General features: G+C 39.4%; 1 protein-coding gene. It reads left to right on the top strand.

The annotated features are described in order from the left end of the window. Positions 1-437: 50S ribosomal protein L3 N(5)-glutamine methyltransferase (gene prmB, locus GQR38_RS20135; protein WP_165738055.1), on the top strand; the 437-nt coding region annotated here is incomplete at both ends.

The raw sequence follows: 437 nt of genomic DNA, 5'->3' as shown, positions 1-437 counted from the left end.
CGTGAGCGTCAAATGTTAGTTGAATTAGTTGTGATTCGTATTGAACAACGTATTCCTGTACCTTATTTAACCAATAGTGCATGGTTTGCAGGGTTAGAGTTTTATGTTGATGAACGGACATTAGTGCCTCGTTCTCCGATTGCTGGACTAATCGAAGCCAAATTTGAACCTTGGGTAAAAACACCACCAAAACGTATTTTAGATTTATGTACTGGTAGCGGTTGTATTGCCATTGCTTGTGCTTATGCTTTCCCTGATGCAGAAGTTGATGCGGTTGATTTGTCTGAAGAGGCGTTAGAAGTCGCCGATATCAATATTCAAAATCATGGTGTGTCACAACAAGTATTCCCAATTCAATCTGACCTATTTAGTGGTATTGAAAATGAGAAATACGACCTAATTGTGTCTAACCCGCCTTATGTTGATGCGGAAGATAT

The sequence above is a fragment of the Pseudoalteromonas sp. c7(2019) genome, assembly GCF_011378625.1.
Classification (GTDB): Bacteria; Pseudomonadota; Gammaproteobacteria; order Enterobacterales; family Alteromonadaceae; genus Pseudoalteromonas; species Pseudoalteromonas arctica.
The sequence above is the reverse complement of the archived record's forward strand: the minus strand, read 5'-3'. Positions and strand labels throughout refer to the sequence as shown.